Raw genomic sequence first — 1,133 nt, 5'->3', positions numbered from 1 at the left:
GGGACTGTCCACCCTTCTGTGTAAATCCCATTATAGCCTATCCTCAAATAAAATTGAGAGCTGGGCGTAAATTGAAGGCCAATCCTTAATAGGGCGGCGCCATTTCCTCTCAAGCTCCATGGCCGCCATGTATAGACACTTAAGCAGAGACTCCTCTGTCGGAAAAACCCTCCTGCCCGCTGTTGCCTTCCGAAATTTGCTGTTTACGCTCTCTATGATGTTCGTGGTATACATTACCCGCCTTATTTCAACCGGATACCTGAAAAACGTCGTTAAAGCCTCCCAATTCGCCTCCCAGCTCTTTACCACATGGGGATACTTTTCGCCCCATTTGGCCGAAAAATCTTCAAATTCTCTTTCGGCTACCTCAAGTGTAGGGGCCCCGTAAACCTTCTTGAGATCCCGGGCCAGCTCCCTTTTGTCTTTCCAAGAAACATATCTCAAAGAATTCCTGATCTGGTGTACCACACACCTCTGAATATCCGCCTTCGGAAAGGTTGCCTCTATAGCTTTATCTAACCCTGTTAACCCATCCACGCTGAAAATGAAGACATCTCTTACCCCCCGAGCCTTAAGATCATTGAGCACTCCTAGCCAAAATCGGCTAGACTCTGTCCCGTCTATCCAAAAGCCCAAAATTTCCTTGTAGCCTTCAAGATCTATACTTATAACTACATAGATAGCTTTCTTCCTTACTTGACCATCCTCTCGGATGTTGTAGAAAATGCAATCGATCCAAAGTAGAAAATATTTTTCTTTGAGTGGACGGGCTTGCCATTCCTTGATCTTGGGCAGAATCCGGTCTGTGATCTTGGAAATCAGAGAAGGGCTTACGTCAAAACCATACATATCAGAAAGAATCTCCTGGATATCTCGGGTACTCATACCCTTGGCATAAAGGGCTGTTATCTGATTTTCTATCTCATCAAGCATGGTTTGACGCTTCCTGATAAGTTGGGGCTCAAATTCCCCTTTCCGGTCTCTGGGAACTAGGAGCTCAATAGGGCCACAGGTGGTTTTCACGCTCTTGGGAGTGTAGCCGTTCCGATAATTGTCCGAATCAGAGCGCTCGTACTTCTTGTAGCCTAAGAACTCTTCCAGTTCGGCTTCCAGGACCTCTCCCAGGAATTCTC

General features: G+C 46.4%; 1 protein-coding gene. It reads right to left on the bottom strand.

What is annotated here, in order from left to right; genetic code table 11:
- Positions 1-30 precede the first annotated feature (30 nt).
- The coding region (locus TDIS_RS10580) for an IS256 family transposase (RefSeq protein ID WP_084271090.1) at positions 31-1,133 on the bottom strand (1,103 nt) is incomplete at its 5' end.

This window comes from Thermosulfurimonas dismutans (assembly GCF_001652585.1).
Lineage (GTDB): Bacteria > Desulfobacterota > Thermodesulfobacteria > Thermodesulfobacteriales > Thermodesulfobacteriaceae > Thermosulfurimonas > Thermosulfurimonas dismutans.
Note: the sequence above shows the minus strand (reverse complement) of the source record. Positions and strands in the feature narration are given on the sequence as shown.